Source organism: Vibrio sp. 1249-1, from assembly GCF_033340495.1.
Genome location: NZ_JAWOWJ010000915.1, coordinates 1 through 572, shown reverse-complemented (window position 1 = coordinate 572; position 572 = coordinate 1). Strand labels below are relative to the sequence as shown.

Genomic DNA, 572 nt, shown 5'->3' with positions numbered 1-572 from the left:
GATGTTGTTTCGGTCACGATCAGTGGCGGTCACACCAACATTATCCAGATCATGCGCAATGGCGACGTGATTTTTGATGCTCCACCGCAGCAACGCGTTGCAACCGCTTCCGTTTGTGAAGGTGTGGATATTTCGATCAAACAAATCTATGAGTTTGCCACTCAAGCGCCTTTTGAAGAGATCAAATTCATTCTCCAAGCAGCAGAGCTTAATACCTTGCTCGCTCAAGAGGGTATCGACCGAGGCTATGGCCTAGAAATTGGACGCACGCTAAAAGGCAACATCGAGCAAGGCTTATTGGGCAATGACTTAATGAGTCGTATACAGATGATGACATCCGCGGCGTCTGATGCTCGCATGGGAGGGGCGACGTTGCCAGCCATGAGCAATTTCGGCAGTGGGAACCAAGGTATTGCCGCTACAATGCCAGTTGTAGTTGCCGCAGAAGCATTTCAAAACGACGAAGAACAGCTGGCTCGCGCGTTGATCATGAGTCATTTAGGGGCTATTTACATCAAATCTTATTACCCACCGTTATCCGCATTTTGTGGCAACACTGTTACCAGTGCGGC

At 49.1% G+C, this 572-nt stretch carries 1 protein-coding gene; it reads left to right on the top strand.

The genetic code is table 11. The features are described from left to right. Window positions 1-572: L-serine ammonia-lyase, iron-sulfur-dependent, subunit alpha (locus tag R7Z50_RS29665; RefSeq protein ID WP_318150036.1), on the top strand; the 572-nt coding region annotated here is incomplete at both ends.